The 25253-nt window shown below is 73.3% G+C and carries 24 protein-coding genes; 11 read left to right on the forward strand and 13 right to left on the reverse strand.

Going from position 1 to position 25253, the window contains the following annotated elements:
* Positions 1-25: 25 nt before the first annotated feature.
* From ACT01A_RS17855 to ACT01A_RS17865, 3 genes are all read left to right on the forward strand, one after another.
* On the forward strand, positions 26-1153 hold the full coding sequence (locus ACT01A_RS17855; protein WP_445148440.1) for a glycosyltransferase: 1128 nt from the start codon (positions 26-28) through the stop codon (positions 1151-1153).
* Positions 1154-1197: 44 nt separating this feature from the next.
* Complete coding sequence (locus ACT01A_RS17860; protein ID WP_445148441.1) at positions 1198-2136, forward strand: NAD-dependent epimerase/dehydratase family protein; 939 nt, start codon at positions 1198-1200, stop codon at positions 2134-2136.
* A 78-nt stretch (positions 2137-2214) separates the two neighbouring features.
* Complete coding sequence (locus ACT01A_RS17865) at positions 2215-3741, forward strand: fused MFS/spermidine synthase (RefSeq protein ID WP_445148442.1); 1527 nt, start codon at positions 2215-2217, stop codon at positions 3739-3741.
* A gap of 5 nt (positions 3742-3746) precedes the next feature.
* On the opposite strand, the gene ACT01A_RS17870 is transcribed toward ACT01A_RS17865, so the two are convergent.
* The 4 genes from ACT01A_RS17870 to ACT01A_RS17885 are packed head-to-tail and all read right to left on the reverse strand — an operon-like array spanning position 3747 to position 7138.
* Positions 3747-4022, reverse strand: a complete 276-nt coding sequence (locus ACT01A_RS17870; RefSeq protein WP_445148443.1) for a hypothetical protein — start codon at positions 4020-4022, stop codon at positions 3747-3749.
* A gap of 24 nt (positions 4023-4046) precedes the next feature.
* Positions 4047-5009, reverse strand: a complete 963-nt coding sequence (locus tag ACT01A_RS17875) for an NAD-dependent epimerase/dehydratase family protein (RefSeq protein WP_445148444.1) — start codon at positions 5007-5009, stop codon at positions 4047-4049.
* A gap of 13 nt (positions 5010-5022) precedes the next feature.
* The gene (locus tag ACT01A_RS17880) at positions 5023-6273 is read right to left on the reverse strand and encodes a nucleotide sugar dehydrogenase (protein ID WP_445148445.1); all 1251 of its coding nucleotides are present in this window, start codon (positions 6271-6273) and stop codon (positions 5023-5025) included.
* 13 nt (positions 6274-6286) lie between these two features.
* Positions 6287-7138, reverse strand: a complete 852-nt coding sequence (locus ACT01A_RS17885) for a WecB/TagA/CpsF family glycosyltransferase (protein ID WP_445148446.1) — start codon at positions 7136-7138, stop codon at positions 6287-6289.
* Positions 7139-7263: 125 nt separating this feature from the next.
* Here ACT01A_RS17885 and ACT01A_RS17890 point away from each other — a divergent pair, with 125 nt between their 5' ends.
* Positions 7264-8208 carry a GDP-mannose 4,6-dehydratase gene (locus tag ACT01A_RS17890; protein WP_445148447.1) on the forward strand — a complete coding sequence of 315 codons (945 nt, stop codon included), beginning with the start codon at positions 7264-7266 and terminating at the stop codon, positions 8206-8208.
* Here the strand turns inward: ACT01A_RS17890 and gmd are convergent.
* Positions 8205-9170, reverse strand: coding sequence for a GDP-mannose 4,6-dehydratase (gene gmd, locus ACT01A_RS17895; protein WP_445148448.1), 966 nt, complete (start codon positions 9168-9170; stop codon positions 8205-8207). The genes ACT01A_RS17890 and gmd overlap by 4 nt on opposite strands.
* 57 nt (positions 9171-9227) lie before the next feature.
* Between gmd and ACT01A_RS17900 the strand changes: the two genes are divergently transcribed.
* From ACT01A_RS17900 to ACT01A_RS17910, 3 genes are all read left to right on the forward strand, one after another.
* A complete protein-coding gene (locus tag ACT01A_RS17900; protein WP_445148449.1) occupies positions 9228-10670 on the forward strand; it encodes an oligosaccharide flippase family protein in 1443 nt (480 codons plus the stop codon).
* 80 nt (positions 10671-10750) lie between these two features.
* On the forward strand, positions 10751-11512 hold the full coding sequence (locus tag ACT01A_RS17905; protein WP_445148450.1) for a glycosyltransferase family 2 protein: 762 nt from the start codon (positions 10751-10753) through the stop codon (positions 11510-11512).
* Between the two features lie 7 nt (positions 11513-11519).
* Positions 11520-11987, forward strand: coding sequence for a DUF2304 domain-containing protein (locus tag ACT01A_RS17910; RefSeq protein WP_445148451.1), 468 nt, complete (start codon positions 11520-11522; stop codon positions 11985-11987).
* On the opposite strand, the gene ACT01A_RS17915 is transcribed toward ACT01A_RS17910, so the two are convergent.
* Genes ACT01A_RS17915 through ACT01A_RS17925 form a run of 3 tightly spaced genes read right to left on the reverse strand, consistent with a single transcriptional unit; the run spans position 11885 to position 16548 of the window.
* The gene (locus tag ACT01A_RS17915) at positions 11885-12577 is read right to left on the reverse strand and encodes a hypothetical protein (RefSeq protein WP_445148452.1); all 693 of its coding nucleotides are present in this window, start codon (positions 12575-12577) and stop codon (positions 11885-11887) included. The two genes, ACT01A_RS17910 and ACT01A_RS17915, sit on opposite strands and share 103 nt — an antisense overlap.
* Entirely contained in the window at positions 12570-15551 is a 2982-nt protein-coding gene (locus ACT01A_RS17920; protein WP_445148453.1) for a DUF2142 domain-containing protein, read from the reverse strand. Before ACT01A_RS17920 ends, ACT01A_RS17915 begins: the two co-directional genes overlap by 8 nt.
* Before the next feature lie 10 nt (positions 15552-15561).
* Positions 15562-16548 (reverse strand): glycosyltransferase family 4 protein, encoded by a 987-nt coding sequence (locus ACT01A_RS17925; RefSeq protein ID WP_445148454.1) that lies wholly within the window; start codon positions 16546-16548, stop codon positions 15562-15564.
* 72 nt (positions 16549-16620) lie between these two features.
* Between ACT01A_RS17925 and ACT01A_RS17930 the strand changes: the two genes are divergently transcribed.
* From ACT01A_RS17930 to ACT01A_RS17940, 3 genes are read left to right on the forward strand one after another with little or no spacing between them, the layout of a single operon-like run.
* Entirely contained in the window at positions 16621-17331 is a 711-nt protein-coding gene (locus ACT01A_RS17930; protein WP_445148455.1) for a class I SAM-dependent methyltransferase, read from the forward strand.
* A 10-nt stretch (positions 17332-17341) separates the two neighbouring features.
* The gene (locus ACT01A_RS17935) at positions 17342-17896 is read left to right on the forward strand and encodes an acyltransferase (RefSeq protein ID WP_445148456.1); all 555 of its coding nucleotides are present in this window, start codon (positions 17342-17344) and stop codon (positions 17894-17896) included.
* A complete protein-coding gene (locus ACT01A_RS17940; protein ID WP_445148457.1) occupies positions 17893-18666 on the forward strand; it encodes a TylF/MycF/NovP-related O-methyltransferase in 774 nt (257 codons plus the stop codon). Before ACT01A_RS17935 ends, ACT01A_RS17940 begins: the two co-directional genes overlap by 4 nt.
* On the opposite strand, the gene ACT01A_RS17945 is transcribed toward ACT01A_RS17940, so the two are convergent.
* Positions 18656-19858, reverse strand: a complete 1203-nt coding sequence (locus ACT01A_RS17945) for a glycosyltransferase family 4 protein (protein WP_445148458.1) — start codon at positions 19856-19858, stop codon at positions 18656-18658. The genes ACT01A_RS17940 and ACT01A_RS17945 overlap by 11 nt on opposite strands.
* 11 nt (positions 19859-19869) lie before the next feature.
* On the reverse strand, positions 19870-20904 hold the full coding sequence (locus ACT01A_RS17950) for a glycosyltransferase (protein WP_445148459.1): 1035 nt from the start codon (positions 20902-20904) through the stop codon (positions 19870-19872).
* A 50-nt stretch (positions 20905-20954) separates the two neighbouring features.
* On the opposite strand from ACT01A_RS17950, the gene ACT01A_RS17955 reads away from it, so the two are divergent.
* Positions 20955-22091 (forward strand): glycosyltransferase family 4 protein, encoded by a 1137-nt coding sequence (locus tag ACT01A_RS17955; protein ID WP_445148460.1) that lies wholly within the window; start codon positions 20955-20957, stop codon positions 22089-22091.
* Here the strand turns inward: ACT01A_RS17955 and ACT01A_RS17960 are convergent.
* From ACT01A_RS17960 to ACT01A_RS17970, 3 genes are read right to left on the reverse strand one after another with little or no spacing between them, the layout of a single operon-like run.
* Positions 22088-22837: an FkbM family methyltransferase gene (locus ACT01A_RS17960; protein ID WP_445148461.1), complete on the reverse strand. Its 750-nt coding sequence runs from the start codon at positions 22835-22837 to the stop codon at positions 22088-22090. The genes ACT01A_RS17955 and ACT01A_RS17960 overlap by 4 nt on opposite strands.
* A 10-nt stretch (positions 22838-22847) precedes the next feature.
* The gene (locus ACT01A_RS17965) at positions 22848-24968 is read right to left on the reverse strand and encodes a rhamnosyltransferase WsaF family glycosyltransferase (RefSeq protein WP_445148462.1); all 2121 of its coding nucleotides are present in this window, start codon (positions 24966-24968) and stop codon (positions 22848-22850) included.
* Positions 24965-25246 carry a hypothetical protein gene (locus ACT01A_RS17970; protein WP_445148463.1) on the reverse strand — a complete coding sequence of 94 codons (282 nt, stop codon included), beginning with the start codon at positions 25244-25246 and terminating at the stop codon, positions 24965-24967. The genes ACT01A_RS17965 and ACT01A_RS17970 overlap by 4 nt, the downstream gene beginning before the upstream one ends.
* Between the last annotated feature and the right edge of the window lie 7 nt (positions 25247-25253).

A 25253-nucleotide genomic window follows, 5' to 3' on the forward strand; every position in this document is an offset into this window, starting at 1 on the left:
CAGTACGCAATAGGTTCCAGGCTCCGTGATCCTCTTCCTGCACAACCGGTACCGCACGCCGGGCGGCGAGGAGCGCGTCGTGGAGGACCTCGCGTGGCTCGTGCGTGAGCACCTGGACGAGGACGCGGAGGTGCTGGAGCGCGACAGCGCGGCGCTCGGGCGCGCCCGCGCGGCGATCGGCCTGCTGCGCGGCGGCCTGGATCCCGACGACGTCGCCGCGGCGGTCAAGCTGACCGGCGCGCGGATCGTCCACGCCCACAACCTGCACCCGTCGCTGGGCTGGCGCGCGCTGGCCGCGGCCCGGAGCGCCGGCGCGCGGACCGTCCTGCACCTGCACAACTACCGCCTGGTGTGCGCGGTCGGCACGTGCGTGAACCCGGCGGGTGAGGACTGCACGCGCTGCCACGGGCGCGACACGAAGCCAGGCGTGCGCCTGGGGTGCCGCGGCGCGCGCGGGGAGGCGCTGACCTACGCGCTCGGGCTGGCGGCCCAGCAGCGGCGGCTTGTCGCGGAGGCGGACGCGATCGTCGTCCCGAGCGGGGCGGCCCGCGTGCGGTTGATCGAGCTGGGCGCGCCGGGCGCCGAGCGGGCGCACGTGCTCGGCCACGTGGTGCGGGACTTCGTCGATGCGCCGCCGCCGCTCACGGCCGGGCGCCGCGGGGCGCTGGTCGTCTCGCGGCTGGCGCCCGAGAAGGCCGTCGACGTGGCGATCGAGGCGGCGGCGCTCGCCGGCCTGCCGCTCACCGTCTGCGGCGATGGCCCGCTGCGCGACGACCTGCGCGCGCTCGCGCGCGCCTCCGGCGCCGACGTCACCTTCACCGGCCGCGTCTCGACCGCCAAGCTGGCCGACCTGCGCGCCCGCCACGCCGTCGGGCTCGTCCCGAGCCGCGCCCACGAGACCTTCGGCCTTGCCGCCCTCGAGGCCCTCGCCGCGGCGCTCCCGGTCGCCGCGACCGGCGTCGGCGCGCTGGCCGAGCTCGACGGCGACGTCGCGCTGGCGCCTCGCGACGACCCCGCCGCGCTCGCCGCTGCCGCGCAGCGCCTGCTCGCCGACCCCGGCGCGCCCGCCGCCGCCTTGGCCGCCGCCCGGCGCCGTGCCGCGCCTGCGGTCATCGCCCCGCGGCTGGCTGAGCTCTATACGAACGTCGCCTGAGAAGACGTCGCGAACGGCGGGGCGACTTGTAGCCTCCGGCCTCCATGCGTGCCATCGTCACCGGCGGAGCCGGCTTCATCGGGTCAAACCTCGTCGACGCCTTGCTGGACCAGGGCGCCGAGGTCGACGTCATCGACACGCTCGTCACCGGGCGGCTGAGCAACCTCGAGGCGGGTGCGCTGGACCGCGGCGCGCGCCTGCACCAGGTCGACATCACCGACGCGCGCGAGCTGACCGCGCTGGTCGGTGACGTCGCGCCGGACGTGATCTTCCACCTCGCCGCCCAGATCGACGTCCGCAAGTCGATCGAGGACCCGGCGTTTGACGCGGGCGTCAACGTCGTCGGCACGGTCAACGTGCTCGAGGCGGCCCGCGTGGCCGGCGTCGGCCGCGTCGTTAACACCTCGACCGGCGGTGCGATCTACGGCGACGCCGACGTGATCCCGTCGCCCGAGGACACCGAGCCGCTGCCGATGGCCGCCTACGGCCAGTCGAAGTTCTGCGCCGAGCGCTACCTGGGCTGGTACCGCCGCCTCTACCGCCAGAGCAACGTGACGCTGCGCCTGGGCAACGTCTACGGCCCGCGCCAGGACCCGCTCGGCGAGGCCGGCGTGATCGCGATCTTCTGCGGCAAGCTGCGCTCCGGCGAGCGCCCGGTCATCTACGGCGACGGCACGCAGACGCGCGACTACGTCTACGTCGGCGACGTCGTCCGCGCCCAGCTCGCCGCCGGCCAGTCCGGCGTCACGGGCGAGGTCAACGTCGGCACCGGCCGCGAGACGTCGGTCCTGGAGATCGTCGACGCGCTCAAGGAGCTCGCGCCCGACCAGGCCGCCGACTTCGAGCCGCGCTTCGAGGACGCTCGCCTCGGCGAGATCGAGCGCTCCTGCCTCGACGTCTCCCGCGCCCGCGAGGAGCTCGCCTTCGAGGCCCAGGTCTCGATCCTCGACGGCCTGCGCTCGACGCTCGACGCCACGCCGTAGCAGCGCCGCCGCGCTCGCCCCACCCGTCCGGGTGGGGCGGGACGTACTTGCCCGAGCGCGTCTGATTAGTGTCGCGCGGTGTCCGCCGCGCGCGCCCGTCCTGTCTCGGAGCCTCCCGCTCCGCCGCCCTCTGCCGCGCTCGCGCCCGCTCTTGCGGCGCTGACGGTCTTCCTCGCCTCCGGCGCCGTCCTGATGCTGGAGATCCTCGCGGTGCGGCTGCTCGCGCCCTACGTGGGGCTCACGCTGGAGACCACGACGTCGATCATCGGCGCGGTGCTGGCGGGGATCGCGCTCGGCGCGTGGGTTGGCGGGACGGTCGCGGACCGCACCGACCCGCAGCGGCTGACCGTCGGGCTGTTCGTCGTCGGCGGCACGCTCGCGCTGCTGACCGTTCCGATCGTGCGCTGGCTCGGGCCGTCGGCGCGCGGGCACGGCAACCTCGCGGCGCTCGGCGTGACGCTCGCGTCGCTGGTCCCGTCGGCGGCGGTGCTCAGCGCGGTCTCGCCGACCGTCGCCCGGATCCAGCTGCGCGACCTCGGCTCCTCCGGCGCGACGGTCGGCCACCTGTCGGCCTACGCGACCGCCGGCGCGCTGGTCGGCACCTTCGGCACGGGCTTCGTGCTCGTGCCGCTGATCCCGGTGTCGACCGCGGTCCTCGTGATCGGCCTGGCGCTGGCGGTCTACGGCCTGGCGCTCGGCGGGTACCTGCGGGCGCTGGCGCCGCCTTTGGCCGCCGCGGCGTTGTTGATGGTCGTCGCCACCGGCGTCCTGGCGGCCACGCGGGACTCGCCCTGCGACGCCGACACCACCTACCACTGCGCGCACGTCGAGCAGGACGTCAACTACGCGAGCGGGCGCGTCCTCGTGCTCGACAACGTCTACAACTCGTTCGTCGACCTGGACAACCGCGCCAACCTCGCGTTCCCCTACACCTTGTGGTTGGCGCGCGCGATCGACGAGCGCGTGCCGGCGCCGCGGCCGCAAGACGTCGTCTTCGTCGGCGGTGGCGGGTTCACGCTGCCGCAGTGGCTGGTCAAGACGCGGCCGGGGTCGCACGCGACGGTGCTGGAGGTCGACGGCAAGCTCGTCGACCTCGACCGCGAGAAGCTCGGTCTCAAGACGGATGACAACTTGCGCGCGGTCGTCGGGGACGCGCGCGCCGAGATGCGGCATCTGCCGACCGCGTCGGCCGACGTCGTGGTCGGCGATGCCTTCTCGGGCTTCACGGTCCCGTGGCAGCTGCTGACGCGCGAGTGGCTGGCCGAGGTCAAGCGCGTCCTCAAGCCCGGCGGGCTCTACGCGATCAACATCATCGACTACGAGAAGATGGACCTGGCCCGCGCGGAGGTCGCGACGCTGCGGCGCGCGTTCCGCGACGTCCAGCTCGTCGCCGCGCCGGACGCGGGCGGCGCGATCTCGCCGCAGAGCGGGAACCTGGTGGTGCTCGCCTCCGACACGCCGAGCACCTGGAACGGCTACGACCCCGATCAGATCGGGGCCGCGGCCTTCGACCGGGCGGTCACCGCGCGCTTTGCCTCAGGCGGCAAGCTGCTGCGCGACGACTACGCCCCGGTCGACCAGTTGTTGACGCCGCCGGACGCTTAGACGGTCTAGGCGACGCCGGCGGGCGCCGTCGGCACGGAGTCGGCGCCGGTCGTCGACGGTGCGGGCGGGGCGGAGGCGTCGTCGCGGCTGAAGCGCTTCTTGGCGACGACGGCGGCGGTCCCGGCCGCGGCGGCGGGCACGGCGACCTTGGCGGCCTTCTTGCCCGCGACCCAGGCGATCCGGGCCTTCAGGAACGTGATGGCGGCGGAGCCAGCCGTGGAGGCGGCACTCGCCGCGCGCTGCTTCTTGCTCTTGTTGCGGCGGATGGAGAGGTTGGCCATGTACAACGGCTACCCGGCGTGCGGTCAGGCAAACACGCCGCGCAGCCAGTCCGCGGTCTGGCGGATGCCGTCGCGGACGCCGATCTGCGCCTTCCAACCCAACAAGTCCTCGGCCTTCTGAACCGACGGCCAGCGGCGCACGACGTCGACCGGGTAGGTCGGCAGGTGCTCCAGCTCGAAGGCCTCCGGGTCGCGCCCGGTCTCCTCCCAGATGACGCGCGCGATCTCCGCGACCGTCATCTCCTCGGCGGCCGAGATGTTGAAGTCCTCGTGAAGTCCGGCCTCGGAGGCCATCGAGACGACGATGCCGTCGGCGATGTCGTCGATGTGGGTGATCGTCCGCGTCTGGGTGCCGTCGCCGAAGATCGGCAGCGGCGCGCCCTCGGGCAGCGCCAGGCACTTCTTGATGACGTCGGGGACCATGTGCGCGATGCCCGGCTCGTCCTCGGGCATCTCGCCCGGGCCGTAGGCGTTGAACGGGCGGCAGATGGTGTAGGGGAAGCCGTGCTCCTCGTGGGCGGCCTTCACGTACACCTCGCCCGTGAGCTTGGAGAACCCGTAGGCGCTGGCCGGGATCGGCGTGTCGTGGATGTGGGCTTCGGTCGTCGGGTACTCCGTCGCCCGCTCGAAGACCATCGAGGACGACACGTACACGAACCGCTCCACGTCGTGGTCCAGCGCCGCGCGCACGACGCCGTTGTAGAGCGCGTTGTTGACCTCGGTCAGCGTGTGGGGCAGCTTGTGAAAGTTGCCGATGCCGCCGACGATCGCGGCCAGGTGGATGACGTGCGAGCAGCCCTGGGTGGCCTTGCGCGCTTCGTCCAGGACGCGCAGGTCGCCCTGGTGGACCTCGCAGCCCTCGCGCATCCACTGCGGCGCCTCGCGCTGGTCGGAGACCCGCACCTCAAAGCGCGGGTCGCGGAGGAGGCGGCGGACAACCGCCGCGCCGATGGTGCCGGCACCGCCGGTGACGAGGACGCGATTCATGCGGCGAAGGACGTTACCGAGCGGCCAGCGCGAGGACTTCGTCGGCGTGCGCGAAGACCTGCGCGGCGCCCCAGCAGTTCCACGGGTCGACGACCAGCGCGTCGCGCTTGGCGCCCTCGACGATCGCGCGCAGCGTGTCGCGCGTCCCGAACTCCTGGTGGTTGGTCGCCACCACCACCGCGTCGGCGTCCAGCACCGCGTCGCCGAGCGACTGCGTCGGCGTTGGCACGTGCGGATCGTGGATCGCGACGTCGGCCAGCTCACGCTCCAGCAGCCGGATCAGCTTGTAGGACAACGAGTCGCGCTCGTCGTCGGTGTCGGACTTGAAGGCCAGCCCGAGCACCGCGATCTTCTTGTCCTTCAGCGAGCCGTCCAGGCGTCGCTTCAGGCCCTGGACCAGGAACAGCGGCACGGATTCGTTGACGCGCGAGACCGCCAACAGCATCCCCGGGGCGTTGGAGCGCTCCTCGGAGAAGGCGAAGTCCTTGCGCAGGCACGTCCCCGCGGTAAAGCCCGGCAGCTTCATGCCGCCGCGCGGGTAGTCCTTGTTGATGAGGTCGACGACCTCGAAGACGTTGGCGTCGTACTGCTCGCAGTCCATCATCAACAGGTTGGGCAGCGCGAAGTTCGCGTAGCGCAGGATGTTGGTCCAGATCTTGGCCAGCTCGGCCTGAACGGGCGTGGTCTGCACGATCGGCGCGCCGAGCACCTCGAACAGCTCCGCGGCGACCTCGCCCGAGCGCTCGCCGACGCCGCCGACGATGCACGGCAGCGTCGAGATCTCCTCGAAGAACTTCGCCGAGGCGATCCGCTCAGGGACGTGGGCGACGAACACCTCGGTCCCGATCTCAAAGCCACGGTGCTTCTCGATGTAGCCGGCGACGTAGTCGGTGGTGTTGGGCGCGATCGTGGAGCGCAGGTGCAGCGCGTGACCTTCGCGCAGGTGCGGCAGCAGGTCGTCGAGCACCGCGCGGATCTGGCGCAGGTCGATCTCGATGTGCGACATCGCCGGCGTGCCGAGCGTCAGCACGATGTGCCGCGCGGGGGACGCGTCGGTGGCGCGCTCGGCCAGCGTCAGCCGCTCGCGGACGCGGTCCAGGACCTCTTGGGCGCCTGGCTCCTCGAACGGCATCCGCCCGTCGCGCAGCGCGCCGATCCGGGCCGCGTCGTTGTCGACCCCGATGACCGACAGGCCGGCGTCGGCGAACGCGAGCGCCAGCGGGAGGCCGACCCTGCCCAGGCCGATGACTGCTACGTCACTCATGTCCGCCCGCAGGCTATCGGGCGTTGGAGCGTGCCAGGCCGCGGCGGTGGCGGGCGTACTGGCGGGCGAACCCGAGCACGAAGCGCGGGTTGTAGGTCAGGTAGCGCTTCCAGAGGCGGCGCGGCTCCTTGGAGAGGCGGTAGAGCCACTCCAGGCCGGCCGACTGCATCCAGGACGGCGCCTGCGGGATGAGGCCCGCGTGGAAGTCGAACGCGGCGCCGACGCCGACGAGCACGGGCGCGTCGATGCGGTCGCGCAGCGCCGCCATCCACTTCTCCTGCTTGGGCACGCCGATGCCGACCCAGACGACGTCCGGCTTGGCGTGGTTGATCTCCGCGACGACCGCGTCGATCTCCTCGTCGGTCAGCGGTCGGAACGGGGGCGAGTAGCCGCCAACGATCTGCAGGCCAGCGAAGCGGCGGCGCAGGTTGAGCGCGAGCTGCACGAGCGCGCCCTGGTTGCGGCCGCCGTAGAGGAACATGCGCGCGCCGGTCAGCGCCGAGCGCTCGCAGAACTTCGCCATCAGGTCCGGACCGTAGACGCGCGACGGGAGGTTGTGGCCGAGCGCGTTCATCGCCCAGACGACCGGCTGGCCGTCGGGGACGACGAGCGAGGCGCCGCGGACCGCGTCGCGCAGCTCGGGGTCGTCCTGCGTGGCGACCACGGTGTGGGTCGCGGCGACGCAGATGTAGCCCTTGCCGCGCTGGGCGATCGTGCCGTCCATCCAGTCCATCGTGCGCTCGTAGTCGGTGAGCGCGAGCGGGACGCCCAGGACGGAGACCGTCGGCGGTGGCACGGCGGGGTCGTCGTCCTTCCCGGCAGCGATGCGGGCGTCGTCGAGGGGAGCTGGGGTGGAAGCGGGCATTTCGTTGCCTACAACGGTTCTGCGCGCCAGAGGTTTCGTGCTTGGTGCACGGGGGAGGGCGGTCGCAGGGCCGGTGGCATAGGCTGCCCCGCGGTGGCGCGCTCCATTCCAGTTTGGCACACGGCGTGACGGTACGGCGGGCGCTGATCACCGGTGCGACGGGCCAGGACGGCTCGTACTTGGCGGAACTGCTGCTCGCCAAGGGCTACGAGGTCGTCGGTGTCGGCCGTGATCCTGGACGGATGCCCGAGGGCGTGCGCGGCGTCCAGGGCGACCTGCTGGACCCGTCGTCGCTGGTCCGCGCGGTCGAGGCGGTGCGCCCCGACGAGCTCTACCACCTGGCCGCGCCGACGTTCGTGCCCGCGTCCTGGGAGAACCCGGCGGAGACGATGGCGGCGATCGCGGGCGCGACCGGCACGCTGCTGGTCCAGACGGCGCGCGTCGCGCCGGACGCACGCGTCTTCGTCGCGACCTCCAGCGAGATCTTCGGCGACGCCGGCGAGGCGCCGCAGACCGAGGGCTCGCCGATGCGGCCGCACTCGCCCTACGGGATCGCCAAGCTCGCGGCGCACCAGCTCGTCGGCGTGCTGCGCGAGCGCCTCGGGCTCTACGTCGTCAGCGGTATCACCTACAACCACGAGTCGCCGCGCCGGCCGGAGCGCTTCCTGCCGCGCAAGGTCACGCGCGGCGCCGCGTCGATCGCCCTCGGCCTGCAAGACGAGCTCGTCCTCGGCGACCAGTCCGCGGTCCGTGACTGGTCCCACGCCGCCGACGTCGTCCGCGGCGCCTGGATGTCGCTGCAGGCCGACGCGCCCGACGACTACATCTTCGCCTCGGGCGTCGGGCGCACGGTCGGCGACCTCGTGGCCGCCGCGTTCGACGCCGCGCAGGTCCCGGACGAGCGCCGCGTCGTGCGCGTCAACCCGGAGTTCGTCCGCCCGCCCGAGGCGACGGCGCCGGTCGGCGACCCGTCGCACGCCCGCGCGGTGCTCGGCTGGGAGCCGGAGATCGCCTTCGAAACGATGATCGCGGAGATGGTCTCCGCAGATCTCGCCGACCTGCGCCGCTAGGGCTTCAGCAGCCCGAGGTCGGCGCGGGTCATCAGGCGGATCAGCTCCTCGAAGGTCGTCTGCGGCTCCCAGCCCAGGTCGGCTTTGGCCTTGGCCGGCGAGCCGATCAGCTGGTCGACCTCGGCCGGGCGCAGGAACTGCGGGTCGATCTCGACGTGCTTCTCCCAGTCGGGGATGCCGGCCTCGTCGAAGGCGATCTCGACGCACTCGCGGACCGTGTTGGTCTTGCCGGTGGCGATGACGTAGTCGTCGGCCTTGTCCTGCTGGAGCATCAAGTACATGGCCTCGACGTAGTCCTTGGCGTAGCCCCAGTCGCGCTCGGCGTCGAGGTTGCCGAGCGACAGCTTGTCGAGCTTGCCGTGCTTGATCGCTGCGGCGTGCCAGGTGATCTTGCGCGTCACGAACTCCAGGCCGCGGCGGGGAGACTCGTGGTTGAAGAGGATCCCGGACGTCGCGTGCAAGTCGTAGGACTCGCGGTAGTTGACCGTGATGAAGTGGCCGTAGGCCTTGGCTACGCCGTAGGGCGAGCGCGGGTAGAACGGCGTCGCCTCGGTCTGCGGGACCTCCAGGACCTTGCCGAACATCTCGCTCGACGAGGCCTGGTAAAAGCGCGCCTCGGGGCAGACCTCGCGCATCGCTTCCAGGACGCGCGTGACGCCCACGCCGGTGAACTCCGCGGTCAGCGTCGGCTGGATCCACGACACCGCGACGAAGCTCATCGCGGCCAGGTTGTAGATCTCGTCCGGCTTGCTCGCGCGCAGGGTGTCGACCAGCGAGCGGTGGTCGAGCAGGTCGCCCTGGTGCAGGGTGATCCGGTCGCGGAGGTGCTCGATGCGGTCGAACTTCTCGGTCGAGGCGCGGCGCACCATGCCGTGGACCTCATACCCCTTCTCGAGCAGGAGCTCCGCAAGGTAAGAGCCGTCCTGGCCGGTGATTCCGGTGATCAGCGCAGACTTGGGCATTGCGGCGGGAGCCTAGCGAGGCTGCCCCCGACAGCGCCTGCCCGTAGGCTGGCGGCGATGGCGGCACCCGCCGAGAACGTGGACGTGCTCGACACGCCCGAGGCCGGGGCGCTGGTCGTCCGCGGCGGCGCGCTGCGCGTGGTCGGGTTCGCGCTCGGCACGCTGCTGTCGCTGGTCGGCGTCGTCGCCTTGACCCGTCACCTGGGGGTCGTGGACTACGGCCGCTACCAGGCGGTGACGGCGTTGGTGGCCATCATCACCGCGCTCGGCGACCTCGGCCTCGGGACGCTCGCGCTGCGCGAATACGCGCAGGCACCTGGCGGGCCGGAGGCGCGGCGCCGCGGGCTGGAGGCGCTGCTCGGGCTGCGCGTCGCGCTCGCCGTGGCGGGTGTCGGCCTGTCGGCGGCGGTCGCCGTGCTGCTGGGCTACGACGCGCCGATGGTCGCGGGCGCCGCGCTGGCGGCGGGCGCCGGCGTGCTGCTCGCCGGCCAGCAGACCGCGACCGTGCCCCTGCAGAGCGCGCTGCGGATCGGGACGGTCACCGCGCTGGACGTCGGCCGCCAGGCCGCGACCACGGCGCTGATGCTCGCGCTGGTCGCCGCGGGCGCCGGGCTGCTGTGGTTCCTGGCGATCCCGGTCCCGGTCGCGCTGGCGCTCGTCGTCGCGACGGTCGCGGTGCTCGGGCGCGGCGTCCCGCGGCCCGTGCTCGACCGCGCGGCCTGGCCGCGGCTGCTGCGCGACGCGGTCCCCGTCGGGCTGGCGACCGCCAGCGGCGTCCTGTACCTGTACGCCTCGCTGATCGTCTGTGAGCTGGTCGCCACGCCGCAGGAGACCGGCGCGTTCAGCGCTTCGTTTCGGGTGATCGTGATCGTCGCCGTGGTGCCGGCGCTGCTGGGGACCAGCGCCTTCCCGCTGCTGGCCCGGGCCGCCGCGTCGGCGCCCGAGCGCTTCAGCCGGGCGACCGCGGGGCTGATCGAGGGCTCGGTCCTGCTCGGGGGCGTCGCCGCGCTCGGGGCGATCCTCGGCGCCCCGGCGATCATCGCCGTGATCGCCGGCGACGGCTTCGACGCCGCGATCGGGTCGCTGCGCATCCAGGGCGCGGCGCTGGCGCTGACGTTTGCGATCTCCGGGCTGGGCTTCGCGCTGCTCGCGCGCCACCGCCAGGGCGTGCTGCTGCGCTGCAACCTGCTCGCCTTCGCGGTGACCGGCACCGCCGTCGCCTTGCTGGCCGCCGCTCACGGCGAGCGCGGCGCCGCGCTGGGCGCCGTGCTGGGCGAGGCGACGCTGTGCACCGCCTACGCGATCGCGCTGTCACGGGACGTCGCGATCCGCCCAGCGCGGGTGCCGCGGATCCTTCTCGCGCTGGGCGGCGCGCTGGCGCTGGGCGCGCTCATCCCGGTCCCGGCCGTGCCGGCGACCGCGATCGGGCTGGTCGCCTACGCGGCGCTGGCCTGGGCTCTGCGGGCGGTCCCGCCGGAGCTGCGGGCGCTGGCGCGCTGAGGCTCGACCGTCGCGGTGGGTATCGTGACGGGGCGGCACATGCGCGGAACCTCCGGCTGCGCGGGCCGTTCGTACCTCTGATGAGCAAGCTCCTCGCCATCGTCCCCGCCTACAACGAGGCCGACGCGATCGCGTCGACCGTCGCCGACCTGCGCAAGAACGCGCCCGGGTGGGACGTCGTCGTGGTCGACGACGGCTCGACCGACGCAACCGCTCGCGTCGCCGGAGCCGCCGGCGCCGACGTGCTTCGGATGCCGTTCAACCTCGGCATCGGCGGCGCCGTGCAGGCCGGGTACCTGTACGCCAGGGAGAACGACTACGACTACGCCGTCCAGGTCGACGGCGACGGCCAGCACGACGCCGCGCAGATCGACGGCCTGCTGCGCCACCTGCGCGCGCACCGCGGCGAGCTCAACATGGTCACCGGCTCGCGCTTCCTGCAGGGCGATGAGGAGCACGGCTACCGATCCTCGGGCGTCCGGCGCTTGGGCATCAAGATCTTCGGCTTCATCCTCTCGCGCGTCACCAAGCGCCCGGTGACCGACCCGACGTCGGGCTTCCGGATGTGCGACCACCGCGCGATCGAGCTGTTCGCCAACGACTACCCGCACGACTACCCCGAGGTCGAGGCGGTGCTCATGGTCCATGCGCATCGGCTCGCGTCGGCCGAGATCCCGGTCACGATGCGTGAGCGCCAGGGCGGCGTCTCGTCCATCAACGCCTCGCGCTCGATCTTCTACATGATCAAGGTGCTGCTGGCGATCTTCGTCGGCCTCCTGCGGGCGCGGCCGGTCGTCGAGGTCGGGGATCCGGCGGCGGTGGCTGCCCAGCGCGGCGTCTGAACCCACCGTGCAGACGCGCCTCCAGATCATCTCGATCCTCGTCTCCGGCGGGCTCTTCCTCTTCGTCTTCGAGCTGGTCCGCCGCAAGCGGCTGCTGGAGCGCTACGCGCTGCTGTGGTTGTTCGCCGCCGCCGTGCTCCTCGCGCTGTCGGTGTGGGGCGACCTGCTCAACCGCATCTCGACGACGGTCGGCGTGCAGTACGGCCCGGCGGCCCTGTTCGCGGTCGCGCTCGGCTTCGTCGTCATGTTGATGCTGCACTTCTCGCTGGCGATCTCGCGACTGACCGACCAGAACAAGATCCTGGCCCAGCGCGTCGCGTTGCTGGAGCGGCGGCTGACCGCCGCGCTCGGCGCGGTCGACGACGAGGACGATCAGTCGTCGTCGCTGGGCGTCGACTCGGCGAACGCCGAACCGACCGCCGCCGTGAGCGCCGCCGCGGCACCCGCGGCCAGCAGCACCAGGCCCGCGAGGTAGAGCCAACCCGGGATCCGCGGCGTGCGGAACAGCGGCGCGCGCGAGAAGACGTCGCCGATCGCCGACGCCCACGAGCGGTGGCCGGCGGTGAAGGCCAACGTGACGTCGGTGCCCAGGCTCTGGCCCTTGCGCGTCGCGCTGCTGGGCTGCGTCGCGCCGTCGCCGGAGCCGTAGAACGCGGTCGAGTGCTCGCCGGTGTTGCGGAAGCAGACCGCGAGCGTCTTCGGGTTGATCGCGTGATCCAGCGTGATGCGCTGGACCGGCTCCTGGGTGATGTCGGAGAAGCCGCCGGCCAGGGCGCCGCGCGCCAGCACGCGCCGGCTCTGCGGGTCGAGGACCGTCACGGCCAGCGGCGAGCCCGGGCGGTGGTAGGTGCCGAGCGTCACCTCGACGTGGTCGAACTTGCGGCTGCTCTGGGCGGTGATCGGCTCCTGGCAGAACTCCTTGCCCGGCTCGAGCTTGACCGCCACGGCGTTGGCGCCCACGCCCAAGGTGTAGGACAACGATGTGCCGCGCGCGAGCGACACCACCAAGAACAGCACGGCGCCGACCGCCAGCGTGACGAGAAGCGCGGTGCGCGGCTTAGGCATAGAACCGCACCAGCACGAGAGAGAGCGAGAAGACGTCGAGGACGAGCAGCGCGGCGAGGCTGATCGCGATCGCCGGCGCCTGGCGCCCAGACGGCAGCCACCGCAGGGTGCGCGTCAGCGCCAGCCCGGCGAGCGGCGCGAGCGGCAGCAGGTAACGGCCCTGGAAGAAGTTCGAGGCACCGCCCTTGAGCTGGCGGTACTCCGTGTAGTGCAGGCCGGCGAGCAGGCCGATCACCACCAGCGCCAGGAACGCGACCACGGCCCAGTCGACGCCGCGCCGGTCGCGCCACAGGCCCAGGAACGACAGGACGCCGCAGGCCAGCGTGATCGCCCCCATCACCAGGTACACAGGCCCGCTGAACAGGATCTCGGTCCAGCCGAACGTGCCCCAGACGCCCTTCAGCGCGTAGTCCCACACCGGGATCGTCGGCGCGATCGACGGGTAGTCGGTCTGCCACGGCGTGCGCGGCAGGTAGAATTGCCAGACGTAGGACAGCAGGTCGCGCAGGCTGGAGTCGCTGGCCTGGCCGCCGACCGTAGCGACCTGCGTCGAGACCGCGCGGCCGGTCGCCCGGGTCCAGACGACGTAGACGCCGAGCGTCAGCGCCAGCGCGGCGACGGCGGCAGCGATCGGGCGCCAGTGCGCCAGCGGGCGCCGCAGGGCGCCGGCGCGCAGGCCGGCGATCAGCAGGCACAGCGCGACCGCGGGCAGTGCCGCGTAGCTGGTGGCCTTGACGACGCACGCGGCGCCCGCGACGGTGCACAGGGCCGCAGCGCCAGCAGGCGTGAGCCCGCGTTTGAGCAGCCGCACGCCGAGCCACAGCATCAGCGACCACGTCGCGAACAGCATCGTGTCGGGCGACGCGGTGGAGGAGACGAACTGCACCATCGGTGCCAGCGCGACGGCGCCGGCCGTGCACAGCTGGGCGCCGCGGTCGCGGGCGAACACCTCGCCGGCCAGTAGCCACGCGCCCGCGACCGTGACCAGCAGCCACAGCACCGAGGCCAGCCGCACGAGCTCCAGGCGGCCGAACAGGTCGGTGCCCTTGCCCAGCAGGTAGGCCGGCGCGGCGTAGATGTAGTACAAGGGCGGGTTGCTAGAGGCCGGGTTCGGGCCGCCCGCGTCGGAAGGGGCGGTGTCCGGCAGCCGGCGGTCGGCCGCCTTCCAGCGCTCGTAGTCGGCCTTGGTCCAGAACATCCGCGCGGTGATCTGCGACGCGGCCTGGTCGGAGTTCGAGCCGGCCGACGCGGTGGTCTGCTCGCTGGAGAACACCGGGCGCGTCGGGTCGCCGGGCAGGTGGCCGGTTTCGGCGAAGTACTGGACGAAGCCGAAGTGCGAGTTCTCGTCGGGCGCCTGCAGCGCTGGCGTCACGAACGTCCAGGCCGCGCCGAGCGCGAGCGCGACGACGAGCAGCCCGGCGAGCGGGCGGGGCAGCGGCCAGGGGCGGCCGAAGCGCGCGTCGAGGGCGGGTGGGCTGTTGGGGTGGGCGGAGACGGCGGACGTGAGGAAGCGCTCGGGCAGGACGGCGTCGAGCAACCAGGCCAGGCGCGAACGCGCCAGGACGACCACCACGACCGCCAGGCCGAGCGCTGCGATCGGCGCCGAGAGCACGCCGGCCGCCGTGAGCTCGGCGGCGGCGACCGTAACAGACACCAGCGCCACCATCAGCGCCGCGGTGCGGCGCCCTGCGACGTCGGCGCGCAGGATCGGCAGCATCGCCAGCGTCATGACGAGCGCCTCGGTGCCCCAGCTGATGCGCGCCGACGCGTTGGCGCCGAGCGTCAGCGTGAGCGCCGCGTTGGCGATCAGGTTGACGGCCAACGCCACGATGTTGAAGTGCAGGTAGCTGCGCGCGCGGCCCTGGGCGACGTACACATAGGCGAGCACGAGCGCCGGCAGGATGACGGCGCCCATGGGTGCCAGCAGCACGAGGTAGTGGTCGGCGCCGGCCAGGCTCGGGCCGCCGATCACCTTCACCAGCGGTGCGGAGAGGGCGATCAGCAGGACGCTGACCAGCGCGCCCGCGGCGGTGATCGCGGCCAGCAGGTTGCGGGTGACCTCGTCGGTGAGCAGGTCGGCGGAGCGGCGGCGGTGGGCCAGGAGCGGCAGGACGGCGCCCGCCACGATCCCGGCGCCGACGATCAGCTGCTCGATGAACTGAAAGGCGAAGAGGAACTTCGCGACCGTGTCGGAGTCCTCGCTCGCGTTGAGGAAGACGACGAACGTGCGCGTGTAGACGGCGACGAGGACGAGCGCGAGCGCGAGCGGGACGACCTCGCGCAGCATCGAGGCGACCCGCGGCCGCTGTGGGCCGGGCACCGCCCGCGCGAGCGACGGCGTGCGGCGCAGCTCGCGCCGGACCAACAGCGCCAGCAGCGTCGTCGGCACGGTGAAGCCCAGCAGCCCGAGCACGGGCGTCGACGCGCCGGCGGCCGCCGCGATCGCCAGCAGGATCAGGCCGGTGCTCGCGGTCACGGCCTCCAGCGACGTCTGGCGGTGCAGGCGGTGGTCGAGCTGCAACCACGGCGTCGCGTTGAGCACTAGCGCGCGCGGGATGACCTGCGCGCCGAGCGCGAGTGCCAGCAGCGCGCTGTTCGTCCCGCGCAGGGCGGTCGTCACGCCGACGACGACGGCCAGGGCCAGCAGGCCGAGGACGAGGCGGACGCGCACGAGCGCCTCGGCGGTCGGCGCCTCCTCCGGGCTCTGGGTCAGGCGCCGCACGACGACGGGCGAGATGCCCGGGTCCAACGCGAAGGCCATGAGCGCGACGATCGACAGCACCGTCGCCCAGTCGGCGTAAGAGGTGACGCCGATCTGGCGCACGACGATCGCGGTCGAGCCGACGACGGCCAGCAGCGACACCGCGCGGCCGAGTACCTGCGCGACGACCGTGCGCGTCGCGGTCTGAACGGTCAGCCCCGCAGGCTCGGCGACGCCGGCCTCCAGCAGCTCGACCTGATCCTGGTCGGTCACGCCCCGCGCCTCATCGGGCGGTCCCGACGACCTCGCGGTAGGACCGCTCTAGCGTGGCGGCGACATCGTCCCAGGTCGGGATCGCCGGGACGGCCGGCCGCGCGCCGCCGCGCTCCAGTTCGGCCAGCGCCGCGGCGACGCCTTCTGGACCGTCGACGACCCGCACGTGGCCGGGGTGGCGCGCGGCGAGCTCGCGGTTGGCGGGCAGCGGGGAGACGATGACCGGCGTGCCCTCGTGCAGCGACTCCAGCAGCGCGAGCGCCTGGCCCTCTGCGCTGGAGAGGTGGACGAGCGCCCGGGCGCCGCGCAGCAGCGCGCGCACCGCGCCGGGATCGCGGACCTCGCCGAGCCACGTCGCGCCGGAGGCTTCGACGGCCCGCTCGAAGGCGGCGCGCTCGGCCGCGGTGCCGTCAAAGCCGCCGGCCACCACGACGCCTAGGCCGGCGGGCAGGGCGGCGACGGTCTCGGCCTGGCGCTTGCGCGCGCTGACCGAGCCGAGCATCAGGACGTACGGCGTCTCCGGCGTCCCGGCGGGTGGCGCGGTCGGCGTGATCGGCGTCACCCCGTTGGGCACGACGGTCGTCCGGCGCGCGCCCAGGCGGCGCAGCAGGCCCTCCTCGTGCGCGGTCTGGGCGACCGACAGGTCGGCGCGGCGCAGGAGGCCGGCGCGCAGCCGCGGCCCGTAGGAGCGCAGAGGGACGCGCGCGGCGACGAGCTCGATCCGCTCGCGGCCTGGCGCGACGACGAGCACGGGGGAGACGACCAGCGGTGCCGGGTTGCGGCGCCAATGGGCCAGCCAGGCGCAGACGTCGAGCTCGGCGCTGATCGCGTGCAGGACGTCGAACGGCCGCGGCGCGTCCTGGCGCGCGACGAGGAACGCCTCGTGGCCGCGGCGCTCGAGCGCCGCGCGGGTCTCGGTCACCTGGGTCTCGAGGCCGCCGCCGCCGAGCGTCGGCGGGACCCCGCCGACGAGGGCAACGCGGATCGGACCATCCATCGCGCGCACGCTAGCGGAGCGCGCGGCGCGGCCTCAGGTCCCTCGGGCCCCCGCTCCCGGCATCCTGTGGCCATGCCCACCGACGCCCTCGACGCGTTCATCGCCCGCTCCCCGATTCAGCGCCGGCCGATCGCCGACGCGGTCGCGGCGTTCGCCGCGAGCCTCCCGGCGGGCACGCGCGTCCTGGACGCGGGCGCGGGCGACGCGCCTTACCGGCCGCTGTTCGTGCACTGCGAGCACGTGACGCAGGACTGGCCGGGCAGCGAGCATGCGGGCGGGCGGGCATCGGCGATCGTCGCCGACCTCCACCACCTGCCCGTCGCGGACGCCAGCTTCGACGCCGTCCTGTGCACCGAGGTGCTCGAGCACGTGGCCGAGCCCGAGCGCGTCGTGGCCGAGCTGCGTCGCGTGTTGAGGCCCGGCGCGCCGCTGCTGGTCACCGTCCCGTTCGTCGGCGAGCTGCACGAGGAGCCCCACGACCACTGGCGCTACACGAGTCACGGCTTGCGCGGGACGCTGGAGCGCGGCGGCTTCGCCGACGTCGTCGTGACGCCGCTAACGGGCTACTGGTCGACGCTGGCCCACGTCCTGCGCCACGCCGCTCTGGCCACCACGCCGCCCGGGGCGCCCGCACGGCCGCTGACGCGGGTCGCGGGCTCGGTCGCCCTGCTGGTCAGCGAGCTGCTGCGCCGCCTGGCCGGCCCGCTGGACCGCCGCGCCGACCAGCGCCGCGCGCTCCCGATCGGCTGGGTCGCGACCGCGAACGCCGGGACGGCCCCGTAGCCTGTCCGCGGTGCCGCTTTTGAAGAAGCTCGCCCTCCGGTGGCTCCCCACGCCGGAATGGGTGCTCAACACCATCGTCAACCGGATCCCGTTCGCCGGTGCGCGCATGGCGCTTTACCGCGCCTTCGGCGTCCGGCAGGCCGACCCTCGGACCGGGATCGTCATGGCCACGGCCGAGGTCTTCCTCCCGCAGCGGCTGACGCTCGGCCGTGGGTCGATCATCGGCCCGCACGCGCTCGTCGACGCGCGCGGCGGCATCGAGATCGGCGACCACGTCAACATCAGCGGCTTCGTCCGGCTGATGACGGCCAAGCACGACGTGCAGGACCCCGACTTCACCGCCGTCTTCGCGCCGATCGTCATCGGCGATCGCGTGTGGATCGCGCTCGGCGCGACGGTCCTCGGCGGGGTGACGATCGGCGAGGGCGCGATCGTCGCAGCGAACGCGACCGTCACGCGCGACGTCGCGCCGTATGCCATCGTCGCCGGCACGCCCGCGCAGCCCGTGGGCGAACGCACCCGCGACCTCCGCTACGAGCTCACCTACCGACCGAACTGGGCATGACCTCCATCCGCTCCCGTCTGACGACCGGTCTGGCGCGCGCCGGCTACGAGCTGCGCCGCACGCCCGACCCCTCCCGCCTGGAGGCCACCCACCCCGACCTCGAGCGCGCGTTCGCGGCCGACCTCGCCGCCTGCGTGGAGTTCACGATGACCTCGACCGAGCGCATGTACGCGCTCTGGCAGGCCGTTGCCCACGTCGTCCGCCATGAGGTGCCCGGCGACGTCGTCGAGTGCGGCGTCTGGCGCGGCGGCTCGTCGATGCTCGCTGCCCGCGCGCTGCTCGGCCACGGCGTCCGCGACCGCACGCTGTGGCTGTTCGACACCTTCGAGGGCATGAGCGAGCCGTCAGAGCGCGACGTCGACGCGCTGACCGGCGCGCGCATGGACGCCGAGTGGGAGAGCCACCGGGGCCAGGCCGACGATCCGGTCTTCGCCTTCGGGTCGCTTGCGGAGGTCCGCCGTAACATGGCGTCCGTCGGCTATCCCGCCGACCACGTCGAGTTCGTGCAGGGCAAGGTGGAGGACACCATCCCGGCCAACGGCCCCGAGCGGATCGCGCTCCTGCGCCTGGACACCGACTGGTATGAGTCCACGCGCCACGAGCTCGAGCACTTCTGGGACCGCCTGCAGCCCAATGGCGTCCTCGTCATCGACGACTACGGCCATTGGGCCGGCGCCCGCGAGGCCGTCGACGAGTTCTTTGCCGGCCGCGCCGACGCGCCGCTGCTGAGCCGGATCGACTACACCGGTCGCATCGGCGTCAAGCGCTGACCCCGGCGAGCCCTTCCAACAGCGCCGCGTAGCGCGCGCCGATCGCTCGCCAGTCGTACACGTCCCGCGCCAGCGCCCGGCCCGCGGCGCCCAGGCGCGCGGTCAGCGGGTCGTCGGTGAGCGCGCGCACGGTCGCCGCCGCGAAGGCCTCGGCGCCGTCGGCCATGATCACGTGCTCACCGTCGGCGACGTCGACGCCCTCGGCGCCCATGGTCGTCGTGACCAGCGGGCGCCCGGACGCGAGGCCGTCGAGCACCTTCAGTCGCGTTCCGGCGCCCGAGCGCATCGGGACCAGGACCGCGCGCGCCTGGGCGAACCACGGCGGCATCTCAGGAACCCAGCCGGCGAGCGTCACGGTCTCGGGGTCGGCGAGCGCAGCGACGGCGGGCGGGACGTCGCGGCCGACGACGCTGAGCCGCGCCGCGGGCAGTTGGGCGACGACGCGCGGCCAGATGTCGCGCAGCAGCCACTCCAGCGCCTCGGCGTTGGGCGGGTAGCCGAACGTGCCGGTGAACAGCGCGATCGGCGCGGCCGACGGCGCGCCGACGTCCAGCGCCGCGGTGTCGACGCCGTTGGGGATGACCGTGCTGTCGAAGCCGAGGTCCTCGCGCAGGAAGCGTGCGTCGTCGGGCGACATCGTGGCCCGCCCGGCGTAGCGGCCGAGGTGGCGACGGTCGAAGTTCAGGAAGCGCCGTGCCTCGGCCTCCAGCAGGGAGCGCTGCACGCCCGTCGCCGCGGCGGCGCGGTTCTCGTAATAGCGCCAGGAGAGGTTCTCCAGCGTCAGGACAGCCGGGATGGTTGCCGGCAGCTCCAGGCCCCAGCGCGCGGCCCAGTCGTGCTCGACGTTGATGACGTCGGGCTCGCGCGCCAGCGCCGCGTCCACCTGCTCGCGCAGCCGCGTCCAGAAGACGTCGACCTGCCACGCCATCACCGGCAACAGGGCGGCGTCGGGGACCAGCCGCGGCCGGCGGCTGAGCGCACGGGCCGTCTCGGCGACGCGCGACGGGCCGCGGGCGGCGAGGAAAAGGCCGGCGCCGGTGTCGGCCAGCGACGCGACGCCGTCGCGTTGGGCGCCGTGGACCGGGGCGACGACGTCGACCTCGTGGCCCTGGCCGCGCAGCGCGCGGATCAGGTGGAACTGCCGCGTCGAGCCGCCGCTGCCGCCCGGCCAGTAGGGCAGCTCGGGGGTCATCCAGAGGATCCTCATCGGATCACCGCCAGGACCCCGCGCCAGAAGCCCGATTGCGCCGTGCGCAGGACGCGCGAGCGCGACGCCGCCGCGATCACCGGCGAGTCCAGCGACGCCGTCAGGCCGTCGGCGAACGCGCGCGTCGTGATCGTCCGCGTGGCCTGCACGCGGCGCCGACGCGCCAGCGTCGCCGGCAGCGTGCGCAGGACCGCGGCCTGGGCGCGGAGCTTGGGGCGCAGCCAGCCGTCGCGCGCGGCGACGAGCATCAGCGCCACCTCCAGCGCGAGCAGGCCGGGCAGGGCGAGCGCGAGCAGGGCGGCCGGGTAGGTGGCGAGGATCGTCCACCAGCGGTTGCGCTCCAGGAAGAACCACTTGTAGTCGCCCTTGGTGAAGCTGTAGTCGTGGTCGGCGCGCGCGGAGGGCACGACGCCGATCCCCCAGCCGGACAGGCGCAGGCGCAGGCTGAGGTCGAGGTCCTCGCAGTACATGAAGTACTCGGGGTTAAAGCCGCCGGCCGCCTCCCACGCCTCTCGACGCACGACGAGCGCCGCGCCGGAGCCGAAGCCGACCTCGCGTTCGGCGGGGTCGACCGCGGCGACGGGCTCGCCCAGCGCGCCGGCCCAGCCGAAGCCCAGCCAGTGCACGAGGTTGCCCGACGTGTTGACCTCGGCGCCGTCGGCCATCGTCACGAGCGCCTGCCACGCGCCCCAGCCGGGATGGCGCTCGGCGGCCCCGCGCAGCGCGTCGAGGCAGCCCGCGGCCGGAACGGCGTCGGGGTTTAGGAGCAGGATCAGCTCGGTCGTCGTGTGCGCGGCGCCGAGGTCGCAGCCGGCGGCGAAGCCGACGTTGCCGCCGGCGTCGACGCGCCGCGCGGCGGGCAGGAGGCCGGCGACGGCCTCCGGGCCGCCGTCGCTCGAACCGCTGTCGACGAGCACGACCTCGTCGCCGTCGCGCAGCTGGCCGGCGAGGGCCGGGAGCGTCGCGGCGAGCGCGTCGGCGCTGTCGTGGCAGACGATGACGACCGTGATGGCGGAAACAGCGGCGGGCAAGGTCGGCGTGAGGCTAGCCCAACGTCGCGGCCGCTAGCGTTCGCCCTCGCATGGCGCACATCGGCCTCAACGTGCTCTACCTCGTCCCCGGCGCGGTCGGCGGCAGCGAGATCTACGCGCGCCGGCTCGTGCACGCGCTCGCGGCGGCGGCGCCCCGGGACCGGTTCACGGTCTTCTGCGGTCGCGAGGCGGCCCCGTCCTTGCGCGCCGAAGGCTGGCCCGGCAACGTCCGCGTCCACACGCTGCCGGTCGACTGCGCCAACAAGCCCGCCCGGATCGTTGCCGAGATCGCGCTGCTGCCCGCCGCCGCGGCCCGCGCCGGCGTCGACCTCCTGCACTCGTTGGGCACGACCTGCCCGCCCTTCACCCGCGGGCCGAGCGTCGTCACGATCCTCGACCTCATCTACGAGGCCTACCCCGAGACGTTCCCGAAGGCCTCGCTGCTGGGGTTGCGCGCGCTCGTGGGTCCCAGCGCGCGGCGCGCCGACCGCGTCATCACGATCTCCAAGGCGGTCAAGGACGACGTCGTCGCCCGCCTGCACGTGCCCGCCGACCGCATCGACGTCGGCTACTTGGGCTTCGGCATGCGCTCCGTCCCGGACGCCACGCCCGCGGCTGAGTTGCGCGAGCGCCTTGGCCTGGGCGACGGGCGCGTCGTCCTCTGCGTCTCCGCCGCGCTCGTGCACAAAAACCTGCTGCTGCTGCTGGAGGGCTTCGCCGCGCTCGGCGCGGGCTTTGAGGACTGCCGCCTGGTCATCGCCGGGCACGCCGGCCGCGAGCGCGAGCGCTTGGAGGCGCGGATCGCCGAGCTCGGCCTCACCGGGCGCGCGGTCCTCACCGGCTGGATCTCCGATGAGGACCTGGAGGGCCTGTACGGCTTGGCCACCTGCGCCGTGTACCCGTCGCTCTACGAGGGCTTCGGCCTGCCCGTGCTGGAGGCGATGGTCCGCGGCGTGCCGCTGGCGTCCTCCGACGCCACCTCGCTGCCCGAGGTCGCCGGCGACGCGGCGCTGCTCTTCGACGCCCACGACGGCGACGCGCTGGCCGACGCCGTGCGCCGTCTGCTCACCGACGCCGAGCTGGCCGACGACCTTGTCGCTCGCGGCCGCGCGCGCGCCGCGCACTTCACCTGGGAGCGCGCGGCGGGCGACGTGCTCGCGGTCTACGACCGCGTGCTCGGCGCCTAAGGCACCGCGACGAAGTTCCAGATCGGCTGGGTGAAGACCGCGTCGAACGTCATCGCGTCGTAGGGCCCGGTGCCGTCCATGTCGAAGATCCGGTAGCCCAGCTCCCCGACGAGCAGATCGTGGACGTCGCGTGGCGTCGTGCCGAACGCGTCGGCGCCGCCGATGCCGTGCTCGAAGGCGACCAGCGGGCGGTGGCGGTGCAGCGTGTCCACCGCGCCCTGGAAGACGCCGAGCTCGGCGCCCTCGACGTCCACCTTGATCAGCGCCGGCGCGAAGTCCTCGGGCAGCGCCTCGTCGAGCGCCTCGAGCTTGACGGTGATGTGCTCTAGCTCGGCGTCGCTGTGGCCGCGGTCGCTGATGCTCGACAGCATCGGGTCGGCGACGACGTGGGCGAACGTCACCTCGCCGCTCTCGGCACCGACGGCCGCGTTGTGGACGTCGACCGCCGGGAAGCTCGAGGCAAGCTCCGCCGCCAGGGTGGGCAGCGGCTCGAAGGCGATGTGGCGCCCGGCGGGCGCGAGCCGGACGATGTCGCGCAGGACCCCGCCGCGGTGTGCACCGACGTCGACGCAGCACGAGTCCGGGCGCAGCGTGAACGTCAGCAGCAGCCGCAGCGCCTCGTTGTCGCGGTGGTCGCGCCGCGCGACGGTGTTGACGAGGCGATGAGCCGCCTTGAGGCGGTCCGTCGTGTTCAACTGGTCACTGATTCCCAGCATGCGGGCACGGGCGCGTGGAGACAGCCTCATGCCGGCGAACCTAACCAGATCGCAAGGTCATGGCCTCGCGCAACCCGGCCTCGACCTGGGTGGCGGCGACGTCCCATGTCCGACCGCGGACAAATTCTCGTCCGGTAGCCGAACGCCGTTCCCACTCGTCGCGGTCGCCCATCAGATGGTCGATCGTCTCGGCCATGGCGATCGGGTCAAACGCGCTCAGCGCGACCGGACCGTCGGCGCCGAAGATCGTCTCGGCGCTGATGCCGGCCAGGTCGACGCACGGCATCCCGCAGGCCAGCATCTCCTGCGGGATCAGCGAGTAGTTGGTCATCGACAGCACCAGGCCGACCGTGCCCTCGTTGTAGAGCCGAGCCAGCTCGGTCGGCGCCATGATGCCGAGGTGCTCGTAGTCGACGGGGACGTCGATCTCGCGCGCGTCGCCGAAGCTCAAGACGCGCAGGTCGGGGCGGCGGTCCTTCAGCTCCTTGAGCGCCATCAAGGCCAGCGGCACCGCGCGGCGCGGCGTGACGTCGCGCCCGTACAACACCACCGTGTCGGTGCGCCGCGGGACGTCGATCGGCCGGTAGACGTCATGGTCGACGCCGAAGTCGAAGACCGACGCGCTGCCGCCGTAGCGCTCGCGCACGATGTCGGCCAGCCACGGCGAGCCGCAGATTGCGTGCATCCCGAAGCCGTAGGTCTCCTCGGCCCACCTCGCCTCGACCGAGGTGGGGTAGAACTCGCTCTCGTGGTCGTGGACCAGGTAGGCCCGCGCTCGCACGTCGCGCAGCATCATCACCGGGTGCGCGGTCTGCCAGCCCGTCGCGACCGCGACGTCGGCGCCGTACCAGTCGCCGAAGCCCTTGAAGACCGGGCCTTGAATCGGGGCGAACCACTCCTGGATGTCGCGCCGGATCCGCGCGGGACGGTTGGCGGACATCAACCCGAAGGTGTCGTCGATCCAGTAGCTGACCGTGTGGCCCTGCCGCTCCAGCCGGCTCATGATCTGAAAGATCGACGTGTGTCCGCCCGAGCCGCGCGAGAACGCCGGGATCACGCAGGCGATGTGTAGCGGGCGGTCGGCGTCGGAGCCGGGCAGCGGCTCCAGTAGCGGGGCCGGCCCGTCGCGGTGGAAGCGGCGGACGGCGTCGTAGACGATCGAGTGGGCCTTGATCGGCTTGCCCGTGATCGGGCCGCCGGAGGTCTCGTGGGTGTCGGCCGGCGTGGTGACCGCGGTGCCCTCCAGGGAGATCGCGCGCTGCACGGGGGCCGGCAGGCGGTGCGCCCGCGAGCCGAGCGGCGCGAACAGCTTGCGCGAGCCGTGGTGGACGAGCGACCGGGCGGTCCAGCCGCGCACGGCGCGCTCGTCGTAGCCGGCATCGCGCATCCATGCGCGATCGTGGGCGACCAGCGCGCGCACGTCGCGGTAGGCCGAGCGGACGCCGACGGCCTCGACGTGGCCCATCGTCTGACGCAGCCCGCGGTACTCGTCGAAGTACCGACGAGCGAACTGCACCGGTGGGTAATCGTGTGCGTGTAGCACCGCTGCGGACGGCACGTAGGCCTTGGCCCAGCCCGCCGCGAGCAGCGCCTGCGCAAAGCCCTGGTCCTCGGAGTACGGGACGTCGGGGAAACGGATCGCGTCCCAGCAGTCGCGCCGGTAGGCCGCGTTGACGTTGGACAGGAACGTGTTGTCGCCGGCGCGCTGCACCGATGGCCCGCCGCCCGGACCAGCGTGCGTGGCGAAGAACGCGTCGAGCTCGCGGGCGATCATCGGCGACGTGTCCGCCCGCGCGCGATGCGGGCCGTAGACGGCGCCCACGTCGTCGGCGAGGTTGAAGCCGCTCAGCAGCCCGGCCAGCCAGCCGGGGACGGGCGTGGCGTCTTGGGTCAGGAAGGCGATCACGTCGCCGCGCGTGGCCTCGGCGCCGAGGTTGCGCGTCCGGCCGTGGCCGAACGTCGCCGGGTCGATCTCCAGGACCGCGGCGCCTGCGGCGCGGGCGATCTCGGCGCTGCCATCCTGCGAGCCCGAGTCGATGACCAGGACGTCGAGCCCGCCGGGCGCGTCGCCGGCCTGGGCGAAGACCGCGGCCAGCAGCTCGCCGAGATAGCGCGCGCCGTCCTTGACCGGGATGACGACCGAGACCGACCGGTCGCTCACCGGGGCCCCAACACGCGCCGCTTGAGCTTGCGGGCCTTCCACGAGAGCGCTCGCGCGCTGCGCAGCGCGTCCAGCAGCGGGATCGCCCCGGGCTTGCGCATCAGCTTGTCGAGGTCGATGTGCCAGCGCTCCAGCCAGTACAGCTTCTCCTGGGCGGTCGCGACGAGCTGCGCGGTCTCGGCGTCCTTGCGCGCGAGCTGGTCCTCCAGCTCCGCGACCCGGGCGCGCAGGGCGGCGATCTCCGTCTCGCGGGGGTCTGTCGTCGGCTCGGTGGTCACGTCGTCG

This window comes from Baekduia sp. Peel2402, from assembly GCF_052567285.1.

What these genes read in the sequence shown, in the direction of transcription:
- ACT01A_RS17860 (WP_445148441.1), top strand. Translation starts at nt 1,198, where the DNA reads ATGCGTGCCATCGTCACCGGCGGAGCCGGCTTCATCGGGTCAAACCTC.
- ACT01A_RS17870 (WP_445148443.1), bottom strand. Translation starts at nt 4,022, where the DNA reads ATGGCCAACCTCTCCATCCGCCGCAACAAGAGCAAGAAGCAGCGCGCG.
- ACT01A_RS17875 (WP_445148444.1), bottom strand. Translation starts at nt 5,009, where the DNA reads ATGAATCGCGTCCTCGTCACCGGCGGTGCCGGCACCATCGGCGCGGCG.
- ACT01A_RS17880 (WP_445148445.1), bottom strand. Translation starts at nt 6,273, where the DNA reads ATGAGTGACGTAGCAGTCATCGGCCTGGGCAGGGTCGGCCTCCCGCTG.
- ACT01A_RS17885 (WP_445148446.1), bottom strand. Translation starts at nt 7,138, where the DNA reads ATGCCCGCTTCCACCCCAGCTCCCCTCGACGACGCCCGCATCGCTGCC.
- gmd (WP_445148448.1), bottom strand. Translation starts at nt 9,170, where the DNA reads ATGCCCAAGTCTGCGCTGATCACCGGAATCACCGGCCAGGACGGCTCT.
- ACT01A_RS17900 (WP_445148449.1), top strand. Translation starts at nt 9,228, where the DNA reads ATGGCGGCACCCGCCGAGAACGTGGACGTGCTCGACACGCCCGAGGCC.
- ACT01A_RS17905 (WP_445148450.1), top strand. Translation starts at nt 10,751, where the DNA reads ATGAGCAAGCTCCTCGCCATCGTCCCCGCCTACAACGAGGCCGACGCG.
- ACT01A_RS17915 (WP_445148452.1), bottom strand. Translation starts at nt 12,577, where the DNA reads ATGCCTAAGCCGCGCACCGCGCTTCTCGTCACGCTGGCGGTCGGCGCC.
- ACT01A_RS17925 (WP_445148454.1), bottom strand. Translation starts at nt 16,548, where the DNA reads ATGGATGGTCCGATCCGCGTTGCCCTCGTCGGCGGGGTCCCGCCGACG.
- ACT01A_RS17930 (WP_445148455.1), top strand. Translation starts at nt 16,621, where the DNA reads ATGCCCACCGACGCCCTCGACGCGTTCATCGCCCGCTCCCCGATTCAG.
- ACT01A_RS17940 (WP_445148457.1), top strand. Translation starts at nt 17,893, where the DNA reads ATGACCTCCATCCGCTCCCGTCTGACGACCGGTCTGGCGCGCGCCGGC.
- ACT01A_RS17945 (WP_445148458.1), bottom strand. Translation starts at nt 19,858, where the DNA reads ATGACCCCCGAGCTGCCCTACTGGCCGGGCGGCAGCGGCGGCTCGACG.
- ACT01A_RS17955 (WP_445148460.1), top strand. Translation starts at nt 20,955, where the DNA reads ATGGCGCACATCGGCCTCAACGTGCTCTACCTCGTCCCCGGCGCGGTC.
- ACT01A_RS17960 (WP_445148461.1), bottom strand. Translation starts at nt 22,837, where the DNA reads ATGAGGCTGTCTCCACGCGCCCGTGCCCGCATGCTGGGAATCAGTGAC.